At 46.1% G+C, this 16,804-nt stretch carries 17 protein-coding genes and 1 pseudogene; 11 read left to right on the top strand and 7 right to left on the bottom strand.

Going from position 1 to position 16,804, the window contains the following annotated elements; translation table 11 throughout:
• Positions 1–165 precede the first annotated feature (165 nt).
• Complete coding sequence (locus tag NSU16_RS04200; RefSeq protein WP_339192172.1) at positions 166–684, top strand: type 1 glutamine amidotransferase domain-containing protein; 519 nt, start codon at positions 166–168, stop codon at positions 682–684.
• 34 nt (positions 685–718) lie between these two features.
• Here the strand turns inward: NSU16_RS04200 and NSU16_RS04205 are convergent, their stop codons facing one another.
• Entirely contained in the window at positions 719–1,915 is a 1,197-nt protein-coding gene (locus NSU16_RS04205) for an MFS transporter (RefSeq protein ID WP_339192173.1), read from the bottom strand.
• Positions 1,916–2,116: 201 nt separating this feature from the next.
• A complete protein-coding gene (locus tag NSU16_RS04210) occupies positions 2,117–2,332 on the bottom strand; it encodes a DUF1128 domain-containing protein (protein WP_010333391.1) in 216 nt (71 codons plus the stop codon).
• A gap of 201 nt (positions 2,333–2,533) precedes the next feature.
• Here NSU16_RS04210 and NSU16_RS04215 point away from each other — a divergent pair, with 201 nt between their 5' ends.
• Genes NSU16_RS04215 through NSU16_RS04225 form a run of 3 tightly spaced genes read left to right on the top strand, consistent with a single transcriptional unit; the run spans position 2,534 to position 4,197 of the window.
• Complete coding sequence (locus NSU16_RS04215) at positions 2,534–3,004, top strand: low molecular weight protein-tyrosine-phosphatase (protein ID WP_010333392.1); 471 nt, start codon at positions 2,534–2,536, stop codon at positions 3,002–3,004.
• Positions 3,005–3,022: 18 nt separating this feature from the next.
• Positions 3,023–3,346, top strand: coding sequence for a hypothetical protein (locus tag NSU16_RS04220; protein WP_010333393.1), 324 nt, complete (start codon positions 3,023–3,025; stop codon positions 3,344–3,346).
• Positions 3,347–3,369: 23 nt separating this feature from the next.
• Entirely contained in the window at positions 3,370–4,197 is an 828-nt protein-coding gene (locus NSU16_RS04225) for a YihY family inner membrane protein (protein ID WP_010333394.1), read from the top strand.
• A gap of 198 nt (positions 4,198–4,395) precedes the next feature.
• Here NSU16_RS04225 and NSU16_RS04230 read toward each other — a convergent pair whose 3' ends face one another.
• The gene (locus NSU16_RS04230; protein WP_339192175.1) at positions 4,396–5,571 is read right to left on the bottom strand and encodes an MFS transporter; all 1,176 of its coding nucleotides are present in this window, start codon (positions 5,569–5,571) and stop codon (positions 4,396–4,398) included.
• Positions 5,572–5,738: 167 nt separating this feature from the next.
• On the opposite strand from NSU16_RS04230, the gene cax reads away from it, so the two are divergent.
• Positions 5,739–6,794: a calcium/proton exchanger gene (cax, locus tag NSU16_RS04235; protein WP_168747208.1), complete on the top strand. Its 1,056-nt coding sequence runs from the start codon at positions 5,739–5,741 to the stop codon at positions 6,792–6,794.
• A gap of 70 nt (positions 6,795–6,864) precedes the next feature.
• Positions 6,865–7,659 carry a YfkD famly protein gene (locus NSU16_RS04240; RefSeq protein WP_081720826.1) on the top strand — a complete coding sequence of 265 codons (795 nt, stop codon included), beginning with the start codon at positions 6,865–6,867 and terminating at the stop codon, positions 7,657–7,659.
• 34 nt (positions 7,660–7,693) lie between these two features.
• On the opposite strand, the gene mscC is transcribed toward NSU16_RS04240, so the two are convergent.
• Together mscC and yfkAB are read right to left on the bottom strand one after the other, a co-directional pair.
• A complete protein-coding gene (gene mscC / locus NSU16_RS04245; RefSeq protein WP_083504394.1) occupies positions 7,694–8,536 on the bottom strand; it encodes a mechanosensitive ion channel protein MscC in 843 nt (280 codons plus the stop codon).
• Positions 8,537–9,658 carry a radical SAM/CxCxxxxC motif protein YfkAB gene (gene yfkAB, locus NSU16_RS04250; protein WP_168747210.1) on the bottom strand — a complete coding sequence of 374 codons (1,122 nt, stop codon included), beginning with the start codon at positions 9,656–9,658 and terminating at the stop codon, positions 8,537–8,539.
• A 145-nt stretch (positions 9,659–9,803) separates the two neighbouring features.
• Here yfkAB and NSU16_RS04255 point away from each other — a divergent pair, with 145 nt between their 5' ends.
• Together NSU16_RS04255 and pdaA are read left to right on the top strand one after the other, a co-directional pair.
• On the top strand, positions 9,804–9,989 hold the full coding sequence (locus NSU16_RS04255) for an SE1561 family protein (protein WP_010333401.1): 186 nt from the start codon (positions 9,804–9,806) through the stop codon (positions 9,987–9,989).
• A 99-nt stretch (positions 9,990–10,088) separates the two neighbouring features.
• Positions 10,089–10,880, top strand: coding sequence for a delta-lactam-biosynthetic de-N-acetylase (gene pdaA, locus NSU16_RS04260; RefSeq protein ID WP_059291644.1), 792 nt, complete (start codon positions 10,089–10,091; stop codon positions 10,878–10,880).
• A 35-nt stretch (positions 10,881–10,915) separates the two neighbouring features.
• Here the strand turns inward: pdaA and NSU16_RS04265 are convergent.
• Both NSU16_RS04265 and corA read right to left on the bottom strand, forming a co-directional pair.
• Positions 10,916–11,720 (bottom strand): annotated as a pseudogene (locus NSU16_RS04265) (NAD(P)-dependent oxidoreductase).
• Positions 11,721–11,819: 99 nt separating this feature from the next.
• Positions 11,820–12,779: a magnesium/cobalt transporter CorA gene (gene corA, locus NSU16_RS04270; protein ID WP_229148934.1), complete on the bottom strand. Its 960-nt coding sequence runs from the start codon at positions 12,777–12,779 to the stop codon at positions 11,820–11,822.
• 117 nt (positions 12,780–12,896) lie between these two features.
• On the opposite strand from corA, the gene NSU16_RS04275 reads away from it, so the two are divergent.
• The 3 genes from NSU16_RS04275 (at position 12,897) to NSU16_RS04285 (ending at position 16,598) form a co-directional block, all read left to right on the top strand.
• Positions 12,897–13,760, top strand: coding sequence for a DNA-3-methyladenine glycosylase (locus NSU16_RS04275; RefSeq protein ID WP_268472456.1), 864 nt, complete (start codon positions 12,897–12,899; stop codon positions 13,758–13,760).
• Between the two features lie 113 nt (positions 13,761–13,873).
• Complete coding sequence (gene rlmD / locus NSU16_RS04280) at positions 13,874–15,274, top strand: 23S rRNA (uracil(1939)-C(5))-methyltransferase RlmD (RefSeq protein WP_168747214.1); 1,401 nt, start codon at positions 13,874–13,876, stop codon at positions 15,272–15,274.
• Between the two features lie 337 nt (positions 15,275–15,611).
• Positions 15,612–16,598, top strand: coding sequence for a tRNA-dihydrouridine synthase (locus tag NSU16_RS04285; RefSeq protein WP_339192176.1), 987 nt, complete (start codon positions 15,612–15,614; stop codon positions 16,596–16,598).
• The last annotated feature ends 206 nt before the right edge of the window (positions 16,599–16,804 follow it).

A 16,804-nucleotide genomic window follows, 5' to 3' on the forward strand; every position in this document is an offset into this window, starting at 1 on the left:
TTTATGATTATTGTAAAAGGGAGAAAAATAAGTATTATGTATCATCTTTGGGTGATGTGAATTGGGTCATTGTGCTTATCGTGTGTCAGATCTGCAAAATGTTTATTATATTGTGGCTGGGGTAGATTGTTTTATGTAGACATATTAAGGGGGAGGTTATCAATCATGGGTAAAAAAATCGCCGTTGTGCTAACAGATTATTTCGAAGACAGCGAGTATACTGAACCAGCCAAAGCATTTAAAGAAGCGGGGCATGAGCTGACCGTTATCGAAAATGAAAAAGGGAAAACCGTAAAAGGCAAGCAGGGGAATGCGCAAGTCACAATTGATGCGTCCATTGATGACGTAAACCCTTCCGACTTTGACGCGCTGTTAATTCCGGGAGGGTTTTCACCCGACCAGCTTCGTGCCGATGAACGGTTCGTCCAGTTTACAAAAGCGTTTATGACGGACAAAAAGCCGGTATTTGCGATCTGCCACGGCCCGCAGCTGCTGATTACTGCTAAAGCGCTGGAAGGCAGAAAAGCGACAGGCTATACGTCTATTCGTGTAGATATGGAATACGCGGGGGCTAATGTCGTTGACCAGGAGGTAGTGGTTTGCCAAGATCAATTGGTCACCAGCCGAACGCCGGAGGACATTCCTGCATTTAACCGCGAGTCTTTGGCACTGCTTGAAAAATAACAAAAACGGACGCCCTGCGGGGACGTCCGTTTTTTCATGATCGCTTGGAGCCTGCGGTTAGTTTATTGTATCTGTAATACAAAAAGGCAGCGGAGACTGTCCCGATGACAGCAATGCCGAAGTCGAACATAAAGATATGGGCTATGCCTCCCGCTTTTGCAATGAGTCCTGTAGCAATCGGCAGCAGAATCGACGCAAGACTTGAAGCTGTCGCAACAATTCCGGTGACGGTGCCTTTGCGTTTCCAGAAAAGCTCTGTCATTAATGTAACGGTAATTTGAAACACACCAGCGGTTGAAAATCCTAAGAAAAAGGCTGTGATATCCAGCACAACTGGATCGTGAATTGTAAGCATAACCGCAAGCGTACATAATGTAATAACGGGGTACAGCAGCGTAATCATCACCGGTTTTACCCATCTGTTCAGCAAAAGAGCTAATAATAAAACCGATATCAAAGATCCTATACTATAGTAGCTCAGCAATTGTACGGATGCTGATTCAGCTAACCCTGCAGCCTTTTGGGCATAGCTTGGGAGCCAAATTTGAGAGACTGTAAATAAAGCTGTTGAAGTAAAGCCAATAATAATCAGGGCGGCGCCTTCTTTCTTCATGTCGGGTTCTGATAAGAAAGCTGGAGATCCCTGTTGCCCGGAGCTGATTGGTTGTTTCTGTTTTTTTGGCAGCGAAACTGCTGATAAATAGAGGATGTTCAGCGCATAGACGGCTGCCGGCAAATAAAATGCAAATCCGTAGAATAGGCTATGGTCTGCCAAAACTGTAATCAGGAACGGCAAAAGAGCGGCCCCGAGAGACATAAAAGCTTTTACCAAGACATTCGCCGAGCTGGGGGCAGTTGGAAAGAGCTCCGTTAAAGCCGGATATGTTCCTGCGTCCATGGATGAATTTGCGACTCCGGCTAATAAAGCAAACACAAACGCAAGTTCATAACTCGGTGATAAGGGAATACCGACTAAAAAGACAGCCATCATTCCGGCGGAAGCCACAATGAGCGGTTTTCTGCCTACTTTATCTGATAAAACGCCAGATATTCCGTACGTCAGCAGCTTGCCGAATCCGATAGCCGCAATCACATAACTGATGCCTGTCGGGTCGGTATTCCACTGCTTTGTTAAGGAGGACATGTTGGATGCGAGAATAATATTGACCATTCCGAGCAAGAAGTAGTTGATGTACATTCCGGTTGCTGTTTTGACGTATTTCGTTTTCATTCTAGTACTCCTTCAAAATCTTATTCGACCATTTGCTGTGTTCGTCAAGACCGGCCCCTTGCTGTCATCATGCTGATGTCATCGGGTAGATGTTTGCGGGCATGCCTGCTGCCGCGTCTTTCCGGCTCCCAACGAACGAAAGCAAAAAGAATCATCTTCATCAATAATAAAAAAGGACTTGCCGAATGCCGGCAAGCCCCATTATTTTCGAAGTGATGCAAGTTCTTGAGCGATCGCCTGCATTTCGCTCGGGCTGAATGCTTCTTTTTTCATCACCATTTTATGAAGGTAGGTGAGATCCTCTATTTTTTCGTCGCTGAAGTCTTCCGCTTTGATAACCCCGACATTCAGCATGTTCAGTTTTTGTGAAATCTCTTCAATCATTTGAGTTAATGTTTCTGTATTTTGGCTGGACAAATGATTACATCCTTTCTTTCGCGTCATTTGGTATGTTTTATTCTAACAGAATTCCATCAGAAAAAAACCCTATTCTCATTTCGTCCATTTATTTCAAAAAAGTGGTGACATCAGTTGAAATGTGATTGAACATCCTACTAAGATAGCGGTAAAGGTTTCTTTTTAGAGAAATATGGGCAAAGAATAGGGAGGTTGCACAACATGATCAGCGTATTATTTGTTTGCTTGGGAAACATTTGCCGGTCTCCAATGGCGGAAGCGATATTTCGGGACTTGGCAGCAACAAAAGGTTTAGAGGGGAAAATCAGAACAGACTCAGCCGGCATCGGCGGCTGGCACATCGGCAATCCTCCGCATGAAGGAACGCAGGAGATATTGCGCAGAGAAGGAATCAGCTTTGAAGGCATGCTGGCGCGCCAGGTGCGCGAACAGGATTTAACCGATTTTGATTACATCATTGCGATGGATGCAGAAAATATCGGAAGCCTGAGAAGCATGGCGGGGTTTAAAAAAGCCGCACAGATCAAGAGGCTGCTTGACTACGTTGATGATTCAGATCTTGCGGATGTTCCCGACCCTTACTACACTGGGAACTTTGACGAGGTCTATCAATTGATCAGATCAGGCTGTGAGCATCTGCTTGCATCCATTCAAGAAGAAAAACTATTGTAAGGGAAAGGAGAGTTCATCATGAACAATGAACGCTGGTTATTGAAAGGGGTCATTCTCGGAGCCGCGGCAGGCGCTGCGCTATCCTTATTCCATAAGCCGACGAGACAGGCCTGCGGCATGAGATGGATGACGTGCAAGCATAAAATGTCTCTGTACAAAAACAATCCTGAACTATTGAAAAACAATGTCATTACAAAAATTGATCAAGCAAAACAGCTGGCCCAGACGCTGTCAGATGAAGTCGGCTTCGTTAATCAGCAAGTTAAAGAGCTGAAAAAAACAACGCCGAAAGTGATGGAGCTGGTACAGGAAACGAAGGACCACTTTTCAAAAGATAAATGATCAAACATTCGAGGTGAGACGACATGAACTTTCTGAAAGAGCTGTTCGGCAGATACACCCTTCATGAGGGGCAAAGCAAATCTGCGGAGCTGGCGTATTTTTTTCTATTATCGCTGTTTCCGTTTTTGATTTTTATGCTGACGCTCACCGCGTATCTTCCGATTTCTACAGATGACGTGCTGGGGGTTGTAAAACAATACGCTCCCGGGAGTGCGATGTCCCTCATTGAATCCATTACCCACCAAACATTAAATGACCGAAACGGCGGATTGCTGTCATTCGGGATCATCGCGGCGTTATGGTCTGCGTCTAATGGAATGAATTCCATCGTCAGATCGTTAAACCACGCGTATGAAGTGGAGGAAAACCGCTCTTTTATCATTGTTCGTCTGACCTCAATTTTTCTGACGATTGCCATGGTGTTTACCATTTTAGTTGCCCTCCTTCTGCCGGTATTCGGCCGACAGATCGGACTGCTTGCTGCGGATTTTGTCGGCGCGTCGGACCTGTTTTTATCCATCTGGACTGCGATTCGCTGGGGAGTCAGCCCGCTTGTGCTGCTGATTGTTTTTTCTGCTTTGTACATCATCGCCCCTAACAAAAAGCTGTCGCTTCGCTTTGTGATGCCGGGTGCACTGTTTGCGGCCATCGGCTGGATTGTCGTCAGCACCTTGTTTTCGTTTTATGTCAGTACATTTGCGAACTATAGTGCCACATATGGAAGCATTGGGGGGATCATCGTCCTGATGATCTGGTTTTACTTAAGCGGCATTTTAATTATTTTAGGGGGAGAAATCAATGCGCTTTTACATAAACGTAAAAAGCTTCCTGATGAAAATCCCTACAATTAGCGCACCCTATAAAGGAACTTCAGTTCAAAAATGATCCGGGGGGCTAAACGTGATGACAAAGCATACGAAAAAAGGCGGAAGCCATAACAAACAGAACTCAAAGAGCAAATCGAGCCAAAAAACTAGCGGAAGTGCCAACGGACAAAACGGCTATCATTAGAACAAAAGCCTCCTGACATGATGTCAGGAGGCTTTTTCTTATGAAGAGGAAGAATAGGTCTCAGCCGCGGGCCAGCTTTTCGGTTTGCCTAAAGCAATAGCGAGCCAGACAGCGGCCAGAATGAGGGTAATCAAATAAAACAAGTTAGCGCTTTCGAAGGTTTGCATATACCAGCCGCCCGCAATCGGCCCGAAAATGCTGCCGAGACTGAATGAAATGCCGCAAAGCAAATTCCCCGCCGGCAGCAGGTGGGACGGAAGAAGGTCTGTCATAAAGCTGATGCCGAGTGTAAAGGTTGACCCGACTGCCATGCCCGCAATAAAGAAGCAGCAGCCGATTACATAAGGAAACGGGAACACGCCTGCGATGAGAAAGCAAAAGGCCCCCGTCAGCAAAATCACAAGCAGCACATTCCGTCTTCCGTATTTATCGCTGAGAATGCCGAGCGGGAATTGAAAAATAATGCTCCCGATCGCAAATGCAGGAAGAATCAAAGCGACGGCGTCCACAGATAAACCCAGACGTAGCGCATATACAGGAAAGCTGCCGTTTAATGCTGTCTCCAGAAATCCGTACCCGAACGTAGGCATAAACGCAACCCATGCAAACAGCATAGCCTGGTAAAAGCGTCTGAAACTATTGTCTGATTGGGTTTCATGAGGGCTGGTTTCCGGGTATGCATTTTGTAGCAAGAAAACAAACAGCCACGCGAGCAAACTGATGCAGCCTGACACGATAAAAGGCAGTGCCGGATTCAGCTTAACAAGCGGAACCATGAACGGACCCGCAGCAAAACCAAGGCCAAAGGAGAGTCCGTAAATGGAAAGATTTCTCCCGCGGTTTTGCTTTGACGACATGGAGGTCACCCACGTTTGCGTCGAAAAATGAAGCATATGGTCGCCGATCCCGATGAAAAGACGAAGCAGAAACCACACCCAAACCGACTGAAGCCAAATGAACCCGAACAAGCTTAAAATGACGATGCTTCCGCCCATGACAATCAGCGGTTTGAAGCCCAATTTTCTGAGCGGGGCCTCCATAAACGGAGAAGCCAATAGCACCCCGATGTACAGTCCGGTCGCATGCAGGCCGTTAATCGCCGCTGATTCACCATTTGTTTCAAAAATAATCGAGATGACGGGCAGCAGCATGCCTTGTGAAAACCCGGATATGGAAACAAGCAAAACCAGAATAAAAAAATGCTTTCGTGACATCGTGTCTGTTCTCCTTTGTGAGATCTATGTTGATCGTACACCGATTTCCAAAAGCCGGCAACCTGAAAAAAGCCTAAATCGCCCGTAAACATTTGACCTCGTGTAATCATGATGATTTTTGTGAAGAATAAAAATAAAACAAGTCAAACAAAAGGAGTCAATTCACTATGAATCGTATCTTTTTTATATTAGTGGCGGCGGGTGTCCCGCTGTCTGTTATCGGCAGTTTGATGCATTGGCCTTCTGCCGTTCTCTTTGCAGTCTATTGTGTAACGATTATTGCTTTGGCAAGCTATATGGGAAGAGCGACAGAATCGCTGTCCATTATTGCAGGGCCGCGGATCGGAGGTCTGTTGAACGCCACCTTCGGGAATGCGGTTGAGCTGATTATCTCGCTATTTGCATTAAAGGAAGGCCTCACCGGAATCGTGCTTGCTTCTTTAACCGGTTCGGTGCTAGGAAATCTCCTGCTGGTTGCGGGTTTATCGTTTTTTGTCGGCGGTTTAAAATACAAGCGGCAGGAGTTTAATATCCATGACGCGCGCCATAATTCCGGGCTTTTGATTTTCGCCATTATTGTGGCTTTCGTAATTCCCGAGGTGTTTTCGGTTGGTATGGGGGATACAAGCAAGCTTAATTTGAGCATCGGCATCAGCATCATTTTGATTCTGTTATATGTGGCGGCTCTGTACTTTAAACTTGTTACGCACCGCGGTGTATATCAGCCAAAAAATGCTGTCAAGCCAGAGGAAGAGGAGCAGCCGGAATGGTCAGGGAAGGTTGCCACGCTCGTCTTGTTTGCGGCAACAATTGTCGTGGCGTACATATCCGAAAACCTGGTGCACACATTCCACTCGGTTGCTGAACAGTTTGGCTGGAGTGAGCTGTTTATCGGGGTCATCATCGTTGCGATTGTCGGTAATGCGGCGGAACACGCTTCAGCGATTATCATGGCTTATAAAAACAAAATGGACATTGCGGTGGAGATCGCTGTCGGCTCCACTTTGCAGATTGCCATGTTTGTCGCGCCAGTGCTCGTGATCTGTTCCATCTTTTTCCCGGTAAGCATGCCGCTTGTCTTTACACTGCCGGAGCTTGTCGCGATGGTATCTTCCGTTCTCTTGATGATTGCCATTTCGAATGATGGTGATTCCAACTGGTTTGAAGGTGCTACGCTGCTAGCGGCTTATGTCATTATGGCGATCGGCTTTTTCCTTCTTTAACCTAAAAAAATGATGGATAACAACAAAGCGGGAAGAAAAGACTAAGGGAAAATGCCATAGAAAGAGTGATATGATGAAAAAGCTATTTCATTCCACACTTATTGTGTTATTATTCTTTAGTTTTTTCGGCGTTCAGCCCATCCACGCGAAAAAGCAGTTTAAGGTGCCTAATTCTGTAGCAAGCATCTCGAAGGAAAACACATATCCGAATGCTTCACAGGATCAGCCGATGCTTCAGCCGAGTAAGCTGGCTAAGGAACTGCTGAATTCATCAGAGGTACAGATCCAAAATCCGCACCTCATCAAAATGCTGAACGAGTCTACGGTCTCTGGCACACCGCTTGCGGTCGGCTACCGGGCCACAATATTTCTCGGGAAATGGGCGCTCGGATATGAATCGAATGAAACGGTCGCCAACTGGGAATATAAAAAAATCAATACAAACCGTTCGGATAACCGCGGCGGAAAACAAACGGCTGAAATGCATTACGCTCAAGAGCAGCAATATAAAGTAACGGGCGGCCTGACAGCAAAAGTTCCAAACTCGGAAGATGTCAAAAGCATGATGATGCTGAAGGCGATGGAAAAAACAAATCTTCCGCTTGCATTTGAAACGGTCATCGGAGCGGGAACAAAACGAGATCAAATTTATAAAGTCGCTCCGAAAAAGCTTGGTTATTTAAACGCATATGCTCCGGCTGTGAATGAAAAAGGGAAAGTGACTTACGGAGAAGTCTATTTAGTGCTCAAAGGCAATAAACGAAAACTTGTTGTGAAAAATGTCACGTCACAGGGAATCGGCGCGTGGATTCCGGTTCAAGACCATGTCACGTTTAGCTTCCAGCTTTCCTCACAGCCAAGATAAATAAAAAACTGATTCCATTATGGAATCAGTTTTTTTATTGGGTTCTTTCGATTCTTACCGCTTCCTCAAGCATTTGAACATTGTTTTGGTACAGCTGGCGAACGAGAACCCGTCTGGCGGCAAGGCTGGCGCTGAAATAATCTTCATCCCGCACCATACCCTTCACGGTAAATTCAACCCCGCGGTTGATTTTATTCAAAGCGGTAATGCCGTGTATTTGAAAAGGCTCTGTCGGGTTTCCGAATTCATCCCGCTTCAGTGAATCGCGAAGCTCTTCATTCAGCATGTCGCAAGCTTCCTCCAGCACACTGTATACACGATCTGGATCTTCTTTAAAGCTGATGAGAAAGGATTCGGTAATCCGCATAAAATCGATATTATAATTTTCTATCTGTCTGACCTCACCATTGCTGATGGTGAGCAATTTTCCGCTCCACTCGCGGATTTGCAGCGAGCGCAGGCCAATTTCTTCGACGGTGCCGTTAAATAAATTGTTTACCGTCACATAATCGCCTTTGTGCAGCTGGCGTTCATAAATTAAAAACACACCCGCCAGCACATCCTTAATCAGCGATTGGGCGCCAAAACCGATGACGATACCGGCTACACCCGCCCCGGCTAAAATTTTGCCGAAATCATGCACAAATAAAGAAATAACATAAAAGATAAAACCAATTGTCGCCGTATATTGGGTGATAGAACGGACAAGGCTTTCGATGGTCTTCTCTTTTCTCTCTTCAATAAAGTCCGTCCGTTTGAAAAATAACTGCACCAATCGGTTAATGATAAAAACACCGATCCACAAAATAACGGCGACGAGGAGAATATCAACGATTTTATTCTGAAAAATCTCCGTAAGTGTTTCTTCCATCCGCATCTAACTCCTGGCTTGACGTTTTGAAAAATCTGTATCCTGGTAGTAGCTGTTTTTGACGAGTACGTTTGGTCCGAGGCACCGGACATTCGGGCAGTGGCAGTTCAGCTCTTTGGCCAGCTTTGTTTCTCTCCACTTTTGGTAGGCGGAAGGCAGGCTGTCCGTTTGTATATTGCCGAGCGGCGGTGTATCCCCGAAGTCTGTCACGATAATATTCCCGTCAAAAATATTGACATTCAGGCGCGACCGGCCGTCAGGGTCATTTCTCACTGTCACGTTTTTCGCCGTGCGAAGCCGGCGCAGCAGCTCTTGATCCTCTTCATTGGGACTGCATGCGTAAAACGGCAGTGTTCCGAACAGCATCCATGTATTTTCATCACGAATATCCAGCAAGCGGTGAATGGCCTGTCTCATGTCCTTCAGGCTGAGAGATTCAAGGGCGCTCGCAAAATCACTCGGATACATCGGATGGACTTCATGGCGCTGACATTTCATATCTTCTGTGATTTGGCGGTGAATATGCTCAATATGCGGAAGTGTGCGTTTGTTCAGCATCGTTTCCGCTGATACCATCACTCCGGCATCCACTAGCTTGCGGCTGTTTTCGATCATTTTATCAAAATAGCGTGCGCGCTGCTCGAAGGTCGGTTTTCTGTCCATCATAGCGAAACCGATTTCCGCAAACTCTTCAACCGTTCCCCAGTTATGAGAAATATGTAACACATCAAGATACGGAATAATCCATTCGTATCGCTCGATATCGAGAGTCAAGTTTGAATTGATTTGGGTCCGCACCCCGCGTTCGTGGGCGTATTTCAATAACGGCACGACATATTCCTTTACGGATTTTAATGAAAGCATCGGCTCTCCGCCTGTAATACTGATGGATCTGAGGAGGGGAATTTCCTCCAGCCGTTTTAACAGAAGATCTATTGGGAGAGCATTCGGGTCTTTGGGCTGCAATGTATAGCCGACAGCGCAATGCTCGCATCTCATATTGCACAGTGTCGTCGTTGTGAATTCAACGTTCGTCAGCTGCATATCTCCATACTGGTCGACATCCATATAGGCTTCCCAAGGGTCGAACTCAGGTGTAATCGGACGCAGCTTCGTGTTTTGTGTCATGACTATCTAACTCCTTTATAAATGGGGCATACTAACGCTGCCAACAGTTAATTTTAGACCTGATTTGCCAAGATCGCAAGTAGCGGGGCAATTGAAAAACGGCAAAAAATGAGCTACCATGATAAAAAATGAATGGAGGCGCAGAATGGGGAACGCAGTAAACAATAAAGATCAGCAGCTTGATTATTTAAAGAACAGACTAGACATGTTTATGAACGTCATTGATTCATTAGACCCTGAAGCAACAGACGTAGAAGATATAGACAGGCTCATCGGCATGCTGGATGACCTGGAAGCCAAATATGAACGATTTAAAAAAGACTGGGAATAAAACCGCGCTTGCCGCGGTTTTTTATATTGGCATAAAGCGTCAGTATAAAATGGAGCGCCTTTCTGTAAAATAAGAAAAAATGCAGAAGGAGCGCTGGCCATGAAGTGGATGTGTGCAATATGCTGCGCCGCCGTCCTGCTTGCGGCAGGAGCAAAACAGGCAGATGCGGTACCGAATGAGCCGATTAATTGGGGCTTTAAGCGAAGCGTTAACCATCAGCCGCCAGATGCGGGAAAACAGCTGAACAGCCTGATCAAAAAATACGACGCGTTTTATTTAGGCAATACTAAAGAAAAAACAATTTATTTAACATTTGATAACGGCTATGAAAATGGATATACGCCAAAGGTGCTTGATGTCTTAAAAAAACATCACGTGACAGGAACGTTTTTTGTCACCGGGCATTTCGTGAAAGATCAGCCCGAGCTGATCAAACGGATGTCGGATGAAGGGCATATCATCGGCAACCACTCCTTTCACCATCCAGATCTGACGACAAAAACCGCTGACCAAATTCAGGACGAGCTCGATTCAGTCAACGAAGAGGTTTATAAGATCACGGGAAAGCAGGACAATCTGTACTTACGGCCGCCGCGCGGCGTGTTCAGTGAATACGTGCTGAAAGAAACGAAACGCATGGGCTATCAAACCGTTTTCTGGTCCGTCGCTTTTGTCGACTGGAAAATCAATCATCAAAAAGGGAAAAAATACGCCTACGATCACATGATCAAACAGGCGCATCCGGGAGCGATTTACCTGCTCCACACTGTCTCCAAGGACAATGCCGAGGCGCTGGACGATGCGATTACCGATCTGAAAAAACAAGGCTATACCTTTAAAAGCATTGATGACTTGATGTTTGAGAAAGAAATGAAGCTGCCGTCTTTGTAAACAAGAAAGCCTCTCCGCAATGGAGAGGCTTCTTTCTATTTTTCTATGCATGTTATTAAAGCGGCCCAATCTAGGTCTCCAAGCCCTTTTTCAATACCATTTTCAAAATGGCTTTTCGCCAGCTCGGCAAGAGGGAGCTTGGCGGAGACCTGCTCCGCGGCGGCGAGCGCCAGATTGGTGTCCTTCAACCCTAATGACATTTTAAAGCCCGCCGGCTCAAATGTTTGCTCGGCCATGATCGTTCCGTAATTTTGATATACAGGGGAGCTGAAAAGCGCGTTGGCGATGGCTAAAAATTGCTTTTGCTCTAAACCGTATTTCTCCATCATCAGGAATGATTCAGATAACGCTTCCAGCATGGATACGAGCAGGAAATTGATGCTAATTTTCGCTGCGTTTGCTGTTTTGCTTTCTTCGCCGACGTCAAACACTTGCTGACTCAAGCTTTCGAGCAGAGGTTTTGCTGTTTTTTTTGCTTCCGCGGGTCCTGCCGCAATTATCCGAAGCGCGGCGTTTGCTGCGGCATCTGGTCTTCCCAGCACACTCAACACTAATCGTGCTCATCGAAATGTGAATCCCATTCTCTGATAATCCTTCAATCAATCCATCTTTGCCGAATGTCACAGCGCTGACAGAATTGTCATCAGAAAGCATTGTCACGACGATATCAGCGGTCTCAGCCGCCTGGCGAGGCGTTTCTGCCACTTGGGCGCCTTGGGATCCAAATTCCTCCGTCTTTTCTTTCGTCCGATTATATACTGTCAAACGATAGCCTGCTTGTAGCACGTTTTGGGCAATGGGCTGTCCCATATTGCCAAGTCCGATCACAGCGATTTTCAATCTGATCACTCCCTGAACATTTTTTTCATTATATACAAAACGAACAGGATATGCTGGAAATCGGCTTGCCAAAATAAAAAGAACAGCTTCACGCTGTCCTCATTTAAAGATGTTGAACCATCCTTTATGTACAAACCATATCAGCATGCCGATCACAAGGGCGGCCATCAGGCCAAGCACGGCGTAATATCCGTATTCCCAGTGAAGCTCCGGCATGTTGTCGAAGTTCATGCCGTAAACACCGGCGATAAACGTGAGCGGGATAAATATCGTAGACACGATGGTCAATGTCATCATAATCGCATTCATCCGGTTGGAATTCAGTGTCACGTAGCTGTCACGCAAATCGGACGTCATGTCACGGTTAGATTCCACAATTTCTGAAAGCTTTAATAAATGATCGTAAATATCGCTGAAGTATGCCTTTGTTTCACGCTGGTCTTTGAGATGGTCAAGACTTAAAATCCGATACAGCAAATCACGCATCGGAATAATGGTCCGCCTGAGATGCAATAGGTCTGTTCTGAGCTCAAACACCTCGCTCATCAGCGTCCCGTATGTTTTGTGGCTGCGGCTGTCTTCAATCTCATTCAGCCGGTCTTCTATTTTGTACACCAGAGGAAAATATTCATCAACAAGCTGATCCATGATCATATAAGCAATATGTCCCGGCCCTTTTCTAAACAGATCCGGTGAAGCATATAAACGCTCCCGGACTTTGGCGATACCGGGTGTTTCGTGTAAATGAAAGGTGACGACAAATTTTTCGCCCTGAAAGATATCGACTTCTTCGGTCTCAAGCGTTTCCTGATTCAGCGCATGAAGCACGTAAAAGCGATAGCCGTCGTAATGGTCAAGCTTCGGGCGCTGCATATGCTGAAAACAATCTTCAATCGCAAGCGGATGAAAATGAAAAAAATCTCTCAATAACGCGGTTTCTGTTTCCTCCGGGCCGTAAAAATCAACCCAGTACCACGCAATATCCGGCTGTTCAACCCGTTCAATCGGTATATTTTTTAAAAGCTGATGCTGTGTTGTGATAGCGGTAATGTTGATCATAAACAACCCTCCACCTGCCATTATATCATGCGGCCTTTTTCAGAAAAGTATACAGTGTTTTCTGCCGGTTTTCAGCGGCGTGGTATACTGAACAAAAACGGAAAAAGGGCTGATCATATGTGGAAAGAAAAAGTATCGGTCACACCGCCGTACCATTTTGACCGTGTGCTCGACAGGCTGGCGTTAGACCCTTTGAATGCAGTTGATCTGAAAGCGCGGGACATAAGAGTGCCGATCAGAAATAAGACCGGTGACGTATGTATTGTGAAGGTGCAGGCCTTAGGCGATGCGGACGAGCCCGAGTTTCTCGTCAGCGGGGAAACAGAGCAGGAAGACATGATGAAGGAAATCAAACGGATTTTTCAATGGGAACATAATTTGCGGCATGTCCTTGAGCATTTCTCTAAAACGAATCTTTCCGCGATATTTGAAGAGCATGCAGGCACGCCGCTTGTATTGGACTACAGCGTGTACAACTGTATCATGAAATGCATTGTGCACCAGCAGCTGAATTTATCTTTTGCGTACACCTTGACAGAACGGTTTGTCCATACGTTCGGCGAGCAGAAGGACGGCGTGTGGTGCTATCCGAAGCCGGAAACGATTGCGGCGCTGGATTATCAAGATCTGCGCGATTTGCAATTCAGCATGCGAAAAGCGGAATACGCTATTGATACGTCGCGAATGATCGCCGAAGGCACGCTCGACTTGTCAGAGCTGCCCCAAATGACAGATGAAGACATCATGAAGAAACTGATCAAAATTAGAGGCATCGGCCCATGGACCGTGCAAAACGTCCTCATGTTCGGACTTGGACGCCCTAATTTATTCCCGCTGGCCGATATCGGACTCCAGAACGCGATAAAACGCCATTTTCAACTGGACGATAAGCCGGCAAAGGACGTCATGCTGGCGATGAGCAGGGAGTGGGAGCCTTATTTAAGCTATGCGTCTTTGTATTTGTGGAGAAGTATAGAATAATTCGTCTCACAATGAAGGAAATCGTGTAAACGTGTTATACTAGAAAGATGTGAAAAAACCATTTCACTTTCTGCCATCCGCAGAAAGCTTCATATAGAAACGGAGAGAACAACGTGAACCAACAAAACAAAAAGGCGCCCGTCGAACTGAAAGTCGGACAGACCTTTCCGCTGACGATTAAACGTCTCGGGATTAACGGGGAAGGCGTCGGCTATTTCAAGAAAAAAGTCGTATTCGTGCCCGGCGCGCTTCCAGGTGAAGAGGTTGTCGTCCAAGCGACGAAAGTGCAGCCGAAGTTTTCGGAGGGACGGATCAAGAAGATTCGCAAGGCTTCGGAGCATCGGGTAGCACCGCCTTGCCCTGTCTACGAGCAGTGCGGCGGCTGCCAGCTTCAGCATCTTGCATACAGCCAGCAGCTTCGGGAAAAGCGCGACATCGTCATCCAGTCTCTGGAGCGCCATACGAAGTTCAAAGTCGAAAACATGGATATTAGAGAAACGGTCGGCATGGACAACCCATGGAACTACCGTAACAAAAGCCAATTCCAGATCGGACGCTCACAAAGCGGCAGCATCATTGCCGGCTTATACGGTCTTGATTCTCATGATATCGTGCCAATCAAAGACTGCATCGTCCAGCATCCGGCAACCAACAAAACAACAGGCATCGTCCGTCGCATTTTAGAGGACTTCAATGTGTCTGTTTATAATGAAAGAAAACGAAAAGGCGACGTCCGCACGATAGTGACGAGAGTCGGCTTTGAAACAGGCGAAGTGCAGGTCGTGCTTGTCACAGCAAAAGATACACTTCCGCATAAGGAAGAAATCGTCAAAGCGATCCAAAAGCGCCTGCCTGAGGTGAAATCCATTATTCAAAATGTAAACGGAGCGAAAACCTCTGTTATTTTCGGTGAAAAATCAAAACCCCTCGCCGGACATACCGTGATTCAAGAAGTGCTCGGCGACGTATCTTTTGAATTGAGCGCCCGCGCCTTCTTCCAGCTCAATCCGGAGCAAACCGTCAAGCTGTATGACGAAGTGAAAAAAGCGGCGCAGCTGACCGGGAAAGAAAAAGTCGTTGACGCGTATTGCGGCGTCGGCACCATCGGCATGTGGGTGGCGGACGGAGCGAAGGAAGTCCGCGGCATGGACGTCATCAAAGAATCAATTGACGATGCCAAGAAAAATGCCAAAAAACACGGTATGACAAACGCCACGTACGTAACAGGAACAGCCGAGCACTGGCTCCCGAAATGGACAAAAGAAGGCTTCCGCCCGGACGTCGTCATCGTTGACCCGCCAAGAACCGGCTGTGACACTACGTTCCTGGATACGATCAAAAAAGTCAAACCGAAACGTTTTGTCTACGTTTCCTGCAATCCATCCACGCTTGCGAAGGATTTACAGGCGCTGTCGAAAGACTATCGCGTGGAATATATTCAGCCTGTCGATATGTTTCCGCAGACGGCTCACGTTGAAGCAGTGGCGAAGCTTGTATTGAAATCGTCTAACTAAAATAATCAATTCCTAATCAGATCTGGATTTCGGTAAGATAAACAATTCCGATTTCCGGGTCTTTTTCATGCGCAGTCCAAGCTATTGAAAGAAAATTTGCAGGAACATACACTGAAACTTGGATTATGTACCTGACCCTATGACTCAAACTGCTTTTCTAGTCGGTTTGTTTTGTCGCTTGTTATATGTTATTAGTAAAGATTTAAATGTTCAAAATTTACTTTCGTTTGATAAGAAGTGCTTATGCATGCTATAAGTGTAAAAGAAGTATGGTCAGCTTTTTAATTTTGGGATAAAGGTTTGCGTTGGTATCCCATAATGAAAGGATTTGAATGGAATGACGATAGATAATTTCTGGCGTGAATTACCACGGCCTTTTTTTGTACTGGCCCCAATGGAAGATGTGACGGATGTTGTTTTCCGTCATGTAGTAAGTGAAGCAGGCAGGCCGGATGTATTTTTTACAGAGTTTACAAACTCGGAGAGCTATTGTCACCCGGATGGGAAGGATAGTGTCCGCGGCCGTTTGACCTTCACGGAGGATGAACAGCCAATGGTGGCTCATATATGGGGAGACAAGCCTGAGAATTTTCGCCAAATGAGTATTGGTATGGCGGAGCTAGGATTTAAGGGTCTAGATATCAATATGGGCTGTCCTGTGCCTAATGTGGCAGGCAATGGGAAGGGAAGCGGCCTTATTTGCCGTCCTGAAGTTGCGGCAGAATTAATACAAGCTGCAAAAGCAGGGGGATTGCCTGTAAGTGTGAAGACAAGGCTTGGTTACACGAATGTGGATGAATGGCGCGATTGGCTGACACACGTATTGAAGCAGGACATTGCTAATCTCTCTATTCATCTTCGTACAAGAGCGGAAATGAGTAAAGTGGATGCGCATTGGGAACTCATCCCGGAGATTAAGAAACTTCGTGACGAGGTGGCGCCAGATACGCTATTGACGATCAATGGGGATATCCCTGACCGTCAAACTGGCTTGAAACTCGCTCAAGAATACGGTGTCGATGGAATTATGATTGGGCGTGGTATTTTTACAAATCCATTTGCCTTTGAAAAGGAGCCGAAAGAGCATAGCAGCAAGGAATTGCTTGATCTCTTAAGGCTGCACCTGGATCTTCATGATAAATATTCAGCATTAGAAGCGCGTCCGTACAAGCCTCTTCCTCGCTTTTTCAAGATTTATCTCCGCGGATTCCGAGGGGCGAGTGAATTAAGAAATCAATGCATGAACACAAAGTCAACGGATGAAGTGCGGGCATTGCTCGATGACTTTGAGAGAAAGTATCTTGATGGGGTGGATCAACAGTAGATAGATTTTATGATAAGCAGTACATTGGCAGGTGGGAAAGCGGTATGGAACCGCACTATACCAGCCAATTATTGCTTGATAGGTTAGTTATTTATTTCCACTGTCCAAAATAACATCAGACGAAGAGGAATCTGTCAGATTTCCTCTTCTTTTTTTGATTCAATAAGTCAGATTGTCTGACATTCCAATTGAACTAGCTCCATATA

Origin of the sequence: Bacillus sp. FSL K6-1003 (assembly GCF_037964945.1) — a bacterium.
GTDB lineage: Bacteria > Bacillota > Bacilli > Bacillales > Bacillaceae > Bacillus > Bacillus mojavensis.

Coding starts and splice junctions, on each gene's coding strand:
- corA (WP_229148934.1), bottom strand. CDS start 12,779: ATGATCAACATTACCGCTATCACAACACAGCATCAGCTTTTAAAAAAT.
- NSU16_RS04225 (WP_010333394.1), top strand. CDS start 3,370: ATGAACTTTCTGAAAGAGCTGTTCGGCAGATACACCCTTCATGAGGGG.
- NSU16_RS04215 (WP_010333392.1), top strand. CDS start 2,534: ATGATCAGCGTATTATTTGTTTGCTTGGGAAACATTTGCCGGTCTCCA.
- NSU16_RS04220 (WP_010333393.1), top strand. CDS start 3,023: ATGAACAATGAACGCTGGTTATTGAAAGGGGTCATTCTCGGAGCCGCG.
- NSU16_RS04275 (WP_268472456.1), top strand. CDS start 12,897: ATGTGGAAAGAAAAAGTATCGGTCACACCGCCGTACCATTTTGACCGT.
- NSU16_RS04285 (WP_339192176.1), top strand. CDS start 15,612: ATGACGATAGATAATTTCTGGCGTGAATTACCACGGCCTTTTTTTGTA.
- cax (WP_168747208.1), top strand. CDS start 5,739: ATGAATCGTATCTTTTTTATATTAGTGGCGGCGGGTGTCCCGCTGTCT.
- pdaA (WP_059291644.1), top strand. CDS start 10,089: ATGAAGTGGATGTGTGCAATATGCTGCGCCGCCGTCCTGCTTGCGGCA.
- NSU16_RS04200 (WP_339192172.1), top strand. CDS start 166: ATGGGTAAAAAAATCGCCGTTGTGCTAACAGATTATTTCGAAGACAGC.
- mscC (WP_083504394.1), bottom strand. CDS start 8,536: ATGCGGATGGAAGAAACACTTACGGAGATTTTTCAGAATAAAATCGTT.
- NSU16_RS04205 (WP_339192173.1), bottom strand. CDS start 1,915: ATGAAAACGAAATACGTCAAAACAGCAACCGGAATGTACATCAACTAC.
- NSU16_RS04240 (WP_081720826.1), top strand. CDS start 6,865: ATGATGAAAAAGCTATTTCATTCCACACTTATTGTGTTATTATTCTTT.
- yfkAB (WP_168747210.1), bottom strand. CDS start 9,658: ATGACACAAAACACGAAGCTGCGTCCGATTACACCTGAGTTCGACCCT.
- NSU16_RS04255 (WP_010333401.1), top strand. CDS start 9,804: ATGGGGAACGCAGTAAACAATAAAGATCAGCAGCTTGATTATTTAAAG.
- NSU16_RS04230 (WP_339192175.1), bottom strand. CDS start 5,571: ATGTCACGAAAGCATTTTTTTATTCTGGTTTTGCTTGTTTCCATATCC.